The 7,232-nt window shown below is 64.9% G+C and carries 3 protein-coding genes; all 3 read right to left on the bottom strand.

The features are described from left to right. Positions 1-1,167 precede the first annotated feature (1,167 nt). Complete coding sequence (locus tag ACRDU5_RS18070; protein ID WP_526616072.1) at positions 1,168-1,737, bottom strand: hypothetical protein; 570 nt, start codon at positions 1,735-1,737, stop codon at positions 1,168-1,170. After that, a complete protein-coding gene (locus tag ACRDU5_RS18065; protein ID WP_526616071.1) occupies positions 1,709-2,077 on the bottom strand; it encodes a helix-turn-helix domain-containing protein in 369 nt (122 codons plus the stop codon). Before ACRDU5_RS18065 ends, ACRDU5_RS18070 begins: the two co-directional genes overlap by 29 nt. A gap of 3,599 nt (positions 2,078-5,676) precedes the next feature. Continuing rightward, positions 5,677-7,125, bottom strand: coding sequence for a recombinase family protein (locus tag ACRDU5_RS18060; RefSeq protein WP_526616074.1), 1,449 nt, complete (start codon positions 7,123-7,125; stop codon positions 5,677-5,679). Positions 7,126-7,232: the final 107 nt, after the last annotated feature.

Below are 7,232 nucleotides of genomic sequence, written 5' to 3'. Positions count from 1 at the left end.
GGTCACGCGCCCGCCGTGATCGAGGCCCCACCGGTGGCGGACAGCGGCCGGGACGGACATCTGGCCGCTGGAGGAGACGAGGAACTCCGAGGCTGCGGGCATTGCCCAACTCCGATCTACTTGGTGCATCTTACTTGGTAGGTCAGCACCTTACCAAGTGTGGAGCCATATTCGCGGTGCCGCGGCTGCCCTCGACTGTCCCAGGAGGACGCCTCGCGTCGCCGGGCAGAGGTCGCCCCGTACGCCGGATGGGTTTCGCGCCCGAACTGGTGATCCGGAGCGCTCGGTCCACGCTTGCCCCGGCGCGAGGATGCGAACGTATCGACGGCTCAGGTTGCGCATCAGGAGGCAGACGGTTGTCCCCGAACATGCGCCCAGAGCGGCCTGCCGGCACTGAAACATGACCGGAGTCCCACATGAGGGCCGTTCCCCCACGCCGCGTCGCCGATAGCGAGGACGATCAAGGCAACCACAGCGGTCGTGCGCTCTCCTTGGATGTGGGCCCACAGGGAGCCGGCGCCGGCCTCTCCGTCCCTCGCTCGGCGCTCGCCAGTCGCACGCAGCGCAACGGCCGACGGCTCGTACGCCCGTTCCGAACTGGCGCTGCCCGCCGCCGCGCTATGTCTCGGAGTCCAGGAAGGATCAACATGTCGGCGCACGGCAGCGCTCATGCTCACTTTTCGCTCACCCCGGGTTCCGCGGCACGCGACCCGATTCTCACCCAATGCAGGTGAGCGTTAGCTGACCTGCACTTTTCCGGTGGGCGATGAGGGTCTTGATCCCCCGACCTCTGCCGTGTGAAGGAACCGATCGCCCAAGAATACAGCGGCAACCAGTGTGCTGAAGGGCGTTCAACGGACGTGAACTCGCTGGTCAGGGAATCGGGCGCAGTCCGTTGGTGGTCCTTCCGACCTCTCGTTACCCGTCGGTTTGCTCACTCTTTGCTCACCGATGCACGGCAGGTGTCACGGTCAAGAAGGCGGATCCTCGCCGACCGCGACCGCGCTGACCGCCGTCCATTGTTTGTGTCGAGTCAGCGTGCTGGTCGGCCTGGCGTCGGTCGCCATCGCCGCGGTTGACGAGGTCCTGCTCGACCGAGCATCGGTCCACCTCGCCCACCTTCGCCGGCCGCCCCGCCGCTCCGCCGGCCGGCGGTCGACAATTCGCCTATAGGCCCGGGTCCAACCCCGCATCGGGCTCCGGGCCGATCTGCGGCAGCGAGAGCTCGGGTCGCCGCTCGTAGAGGACAGCCAGGTGCTGCAAGTCCTTCTCCCTCCCGAGTAGCTCTTTCGAACGCACGAGATCGACGAGGCTGCCGACCCGGATCTCGACCCTGCCGAGTCTCACGGTGGTCGCGTGGGGCGCGAGCGCGGGGTAGCCGTCCTCGTAACCCATCGGTTCGAGAACAACGTCGACCGGCCCCGCGGCGGTCAAGACGCCGACAGCGACGGAGTCGCCGAGGAAGTGCCGTGCTTCCAGCGCGCCATCGATCTTCATGCCTCCCGGGACTTCGTCGACGCGCCAGCGCGGTTGCAGGGTGTTGAGGGCGGCGGCCAGGCGGTCGAGGTTCTCGCGGTCGCGCTCCGGTACGACGTCGACGTCCACCGTCTCGATCGGCACCCCGTTGAGCCGGGCGACTTGGCTCCCGAACACGACGTAGCGGACGCCGAAGTCGTTGAGGACGCGGCACAGCTCTTCGAGCTGTCGGTCAGGGTCGAGCGGCCCCGCGTCGGCCATGACCGTATTGTCTCCGAATCTCGGAGCGGACCCCCTCAATACGGTCCCAGTACTCGCGCTCCTCGGGCGTCCGCGGCTCGTGGTGGCCCCCGGGCGGCAAGTGGAGGTCGTGCTCGTGGCCCGTGTCCCACCACTCGGGCCGGGGCGGCTGCGTCGCCCGGATGAGGACGAGCCATTGGCTGTAAAGCACGTCGTGAGTCCCAACGCCAGATTCGAGCGAGGCAAGCCAGCGAGGGTCGACTCCGGCCTTCGCCGCCACTTCTTCGACGGTAAGGCCGGCGCGCTCGCGCAGCGAGCGGAGTTGCTCCCCCGCGTGGGCGGGCTCTCCCGGCCGGGTCACATCACTACGGTACGCCCGCCGGCCTCGGGACGGGTCGAGGGCGGCCCTGGTCACGCCCGTCGTGATCCGCTCGCGCTCCTCCGACCCTCCTCGATGGGACCAGATCCGCTAGTGCTAGTGGATCCCGAACCGGAACGCTTAGGGGAGGAACGACCGGCGAGCAAGCCGTCGCCCTCCCGCCCGCTGAAATATGTTCCCACTCGTGCGAAGCGTATACACGGATCTTTTCCGCTCGCGTTCTGTGCGGTGGCGGGCGAGGATGCCCATTGCGCAGCTTGCGGGCCACGGTGGGTGGGCTGACCGACGAGGGATGCCGACGAAGGGCGAGGCCGAGTCCATGTCCTTGGCCAGCGACAAAGGACCTCGTCGATGACTCCCGCGCCAAACGGGGGCCCGCCGAGAGGACGAGGGACTGAGGTGTGCGACCGTGTGCAACGGCGGCGACCATCGGCCTCTTCTGGTCGTGGCCGATCCCGACGTCGTCCCCGGCCCCTTCATCGAAGCCGTCGCCAAGCCGTGCTATGTGTGGTCACCGACGAGCTGCTCACCGTCGGCGCGGAGGTCACCCGAGCCGGCATCGAGATCCACGGCCCCGCTCTCGGCATCGTGACCGATTGCCATCATCAAACGGTTTCCGCCGGAACGTCCCCATCATCGTCGCCTGGACATGTGCAGACACCCCCTGCCGTCAACATGCAATCGCCCACGAGAACCCGAGGAGACCATGACGCCGATGGGCGGTTGACGACGGTGTCGCCGGCGTACGCTGTCCAAGTCGGGTCTGCTCAGAGTGGTCGGCGACCTCTACTCCCGGAAGGCGGCATGCAACGGTGGGTTCCCAATGCGGGATTGCTTTCAGCGTTGTTGTGACGTACCTGAATTCTCGACATAAACACCAACGCTCGCGATGCCCGCCATACGCCTATGATGGGCGCACGCTCGCCTCGTTGACGGTATGGGCGCGCAACCAATTCACCCACTACGCTGGTCATTCGGGTGTGCCGCGTGTCGGCAACACCAGTGCCCATCGTTCGGCTGAGACACCGACGGTCGAATGTTAAACCAGAAAGCTAGAGCTAGACGGCGTGTTCTTAGTCCGCCGGACATTCAGGCAACGACCCAGATTTCTCCGCGCAATCTGGCAACTTGAGAGCAACCGATGAGACAGCGAACGACGCGGCGTCTCCTCCTGGTGACGGCCGTCTTTGTCATGTGCAGCACGCTCGGCGTTATCCAACCGGCCTATGCCCAACCAAATCCAGATGACTGTGTTGAGTCAACCAAGGGTACGAAGATCGACTATATTGAGAATGGCGTGCGCACAACGTACACTTGCGAGTGCTTCTATTCCCAAGGAAAGCCCCTTGGTTGCTGGTGGCTCACGGACGAAGAGATGAATGCCTCGACTGGGCAGGCTGAGCTATACACTGGGGAGAAATCGATCGGAACAACCTCCGTCCTCCGCCAAAGCCCGTCATACTCGTCTCCCTTCGTGTCGGAGGGGCAGGGGATGAACTTCTTCAATGGACAACTGTCGAATGCTCCGACTGGGTGGCTCGCGGTTGCCAACACGGCGTGGAAGTGGAGCGGGTCAACGTGGTCAAAGTGCGCAGATAGTGGATTCTTCTTTAGTAGCGGCGCATGGGCGTGGCTCCGAGTGGGATGGGGTTGGACTTCGCCTCCGTGTGGCAATGGCTTCTACTACACAAATGCCTATGCTCTCGTCTGGGATGGCGGATCATGGCGTGGCAATCCCTACGGAGTGTTCAGCGGTATCAAGTCGTGGAATAACTGCATACGGTGTCTGACTGCAGCGGATACCCCCACGGAACCCCCGCGCGCAGAGTCGAAGCTCCCAGGTGGACCACCCAGGAAAGCTGTCTCACGTGGCCCCAGCGCCGACGTTGGAATCGCCGGTGGTCCTCGAGCCGGTTAGGGGCCGTTGGTACTAAATCGCTCGCCCCTCGGGCACGAGGCTTCGCAGCCCGACGGGCGAGACGTACGACTCCCGCCGCCCGGCCCGTTTCACGGCCGGGCGGGGGGATTGTCCGGGCATACCCACTCAACGATCCGCGTCCCGGCAGGCGGTGCAGTCACATCGAGAGATAGGTGCCCGTAGGTCGCCGGGTGATGCGCGGCACGAGGGCATCGGTTTCCCCCTGTCCCTCCGACCGGATCGGCCTCCGTTCGACGAGATCGCCGTGCACCAATCGCGTGGCCCCGGACATTTGAACACTCGCTCCACGGTTCGAACTCGTCCGGATCAAGCCCGGATCGATACCGGCGAGGGGCGGGCCACAGCAACCCCTGCGCGTAATTCTCCCGACTTCGCTCACCTAACCGCGTCGTCTCCAGCCAAGGGACTGTAGTCTCGCCAACGTTGAACGAAATTGAATTGACAGTGCGTGACAAGTGCTGGGACGCTCAACGTCGTTTCTGGTCTGGCAGCACCCGTTCGAAATTCTAGGCGACCGTGCGCCTAGCCGATGCTGGGTTGTCGATCACTAAACTGGTCCCATTCCTCTATTCGCAACATCTCTGGTAAGTGGAAGGGGTGAGGTCATGGATAGTTTGCCCGAACCTTTGGACATGCAAGGTATACGACGCGCAGCACGGGAGCTGCATACAAGAGCCGTGGCGGGGGACCGTATAGCCTCCGAGCGAGTCCGACGGGCTCACCCCCGATTCGGGTGGAATCGTCCGAGTTCCAGCGGACTCATAGCTCTTACTCTGGGTGACGCGCGGCTGTGTATCGCGCGCGAACATGGCTTTGAGAATTGGGCGGACCTTGTTGCGTATGGACAAGGGGTCCGAGGCATCGAGCGTCCGTGGCGGCACTGGGGCCAGTCCCCTGATGCCCGCATTGCGGCTCGCGCGGAGCAGGTCAGTCAGGACCTCGGCCATCGTCACATCGGACCCGAGCACGCGCTCGGTGCTCTGCTCTCAGTGGAAGAACCAACGATTGCGAGCCGAGTTCTTGCGTCGGTGGGCCTAACGTGGGAACGTTGGAAGGCTGCCTACGGACGCAGTGTTGAAGGGCGGCCCCACCGTCGGTACAATCCAGCATGGTATCGACTTGTGGGGATCGCCGAAGGCCTTGCCTTGGCGGAGGGTGCCGAAAGACTAACCGATGAGCATGTACTCATCGCATTGTGCTATGGGCGAAACAGCAGGGTTCCGGATATTTTGGTCTCCTTCGATGTCAACCCAGATGCGGTCCTGCGCGCTCTCGCTGAAGCTGGGGCCGCGATCCCAGCCCTTTTGCCCCCACCACCTGCATCCTCTATGCTACCGCGAGGCCCTCGTGTCTACTTCCCTTCTCACGAATTCGGATCAGTCACGGGGGAGTTGAATCGGAGATTTCCGCCAGTCGGGCTCTTTTGGGGCTGGAATACCGATGGGGAAGGTAGGTACTGGGTCGATGGCGACGCGGACATCGATCTCCCGACAGTCGTCCGTTCAATTGTTCGTGACCCGGATGCTGTCGAAGTTGAGATTCAGTGACCGGTTCAACTGCCAGTCGGTCTTTCGCACACAAGGCGGCCGACACGCGGTCGCGTTCTGCGCCGCCCGCTATTCGAAGGAGCCGAGGCCAACGACTACCGGGCCGGCGTGCCATACAGGGAGCACCACAGAATTTGTTCGGGAGCGACTCCGCGTCCTGGCCCGACTTTGACGGGTCCCTCGCGAACGGTAGGATAGGCGCCTCGGGGCTCCGGGAATGCCTGGTCGACGGCGGCACGCTCGGCAATTTCCCACCCACGGCCCGGCCGTCGCAAGGCCGATCCGCCGAGCAGCGGGATGTCGAGCCGAACTCGGGCGGGATCAAAGCGAGCTCCCCTCCTCGCAGGCATCACGTGAACACGTTCAACAACCAGGCGCACCAACTCGCGGCGCTGCCCGAAGTCTGCTTCGGCCCAGAGGCGGCGCGGGTCGGGATGAAGAACGATCCGCTGCTTGCTCTCACGATCGACCTGGGTGTGCAGACGCTCGACTTCCCGCTCCAGCCTCGTCCTGATCGAGCGGTACCGGCGCTGGCCGATGGCGCCTCGCACGTAGAACTCGTCATCGAGGGTCTGCATGCGGCTCTGCGCTGATCCCAGCGCAGCAAGCGGTCGCGCAAGCGATCCGTCGTCGGACGGTGCGGATTGAGCAAGGACCGCTTCCCGGAAGCCCGGCGTAGTGAGCAGCTCCAGGACGCGCCGGGCGACCAGATCGTCCACGGGCTGTGCCACGATCGTTAGCTGGTGGCCGGGGCGACGGCCAGCGCACACGTAGCGCTTCGTGTGGTCGTCCCGAGGGCGGGAGAACATCCGGCCGCCGCACTCGCCGCAGAAGATGAGGCCCATGAGGAGGTACTTGGTCGGCGTGTTCCCGAGGGTGAGCCGCTCGGGGTTCAGGAGCACGGTCCGGACGTGGTCCCACGTGCGGCGGTCGATCGCCCCCTCCCACACGGCCGGCGTCAATGACCCCAGGACCCTGCCCCGTGGATCCGCGCCGTGCTCACGTAGGCCCGCGATCCGCGCCGAGAGGAGCACCTTCCGCAACGTCGGCGCCGTCCAGGGCGACGCCGTCGTGCCCGGGACGGCGCGACGGTTCCAATCCCGGGCGATGGTCATGAGCTCCTGGCCGGCGAGAACCCGATCGGCCGCCTCTCGAACGAGATCACGCTCCTCCTCGCTGCGCACGCCCCACCCGAGATGGCCCGCCGGTCTCCCCTGCTCGGCGAGCTCCAGGTGCTTCCGCCGCACCCGCCGGCTGCGGTCCTCGGACTCCTTGCGAGCCACCGCCCCAACGATGCGCGCCGTGAACCGTCCCTCAGCTGTTGTCAGGTGGTAGTCGCCGCCGCTGACCACCGCCACCCGCACGCCGCTGCGCTCAACCAGGTCGATAAAGGTTTCGAGTTCCCGGGGCGAGCGGTGCAGCCGGTCGTTGTGCCAGGTTACGACGGCGTCGAGACGATGCTCATCCACAGCCGTCAGGAGCCGCTCGTATGCCGGCCGCCGCTTGCCGCTGTACGCCGAGCGGTCGTTGTCCTCGCTATGCAGACATCGGAATAACGAGGATTATGCCGACGCGCGCGTTATGCCGACCCTTCTTGCGAGGGCCTTGAGCCAGTGGGATGGAGCGCAGAAGTTGTCGGCATAATCAGAGA

Origin of the sequence: Mycobacterium sp., from assembly GCF_050701515.1 — a bacterium.
In the GTDB taxonomy this organism is placed as follows: domain Bacteria; phylum Actinomycetota; class Actinomycetes; order Mycobacteriales; family Mycobacteriaceae; genus Mycobacterium.
Note: the sequence above shows the minus strand (reverse complement) of the source record. Positions and strands in the feature narration are given on the sequence as shown.

What these genes read in the sequence shown, in the direction of transcription:
- ACRDU5_RS18070 (WP_526616072.1), bottom strand. Translation starts at nt 1,737, where the DNA reads ATGGCCGACGCGGGGCCGCTCGACCCTGACCGACAGCTCGAAGAGCTG.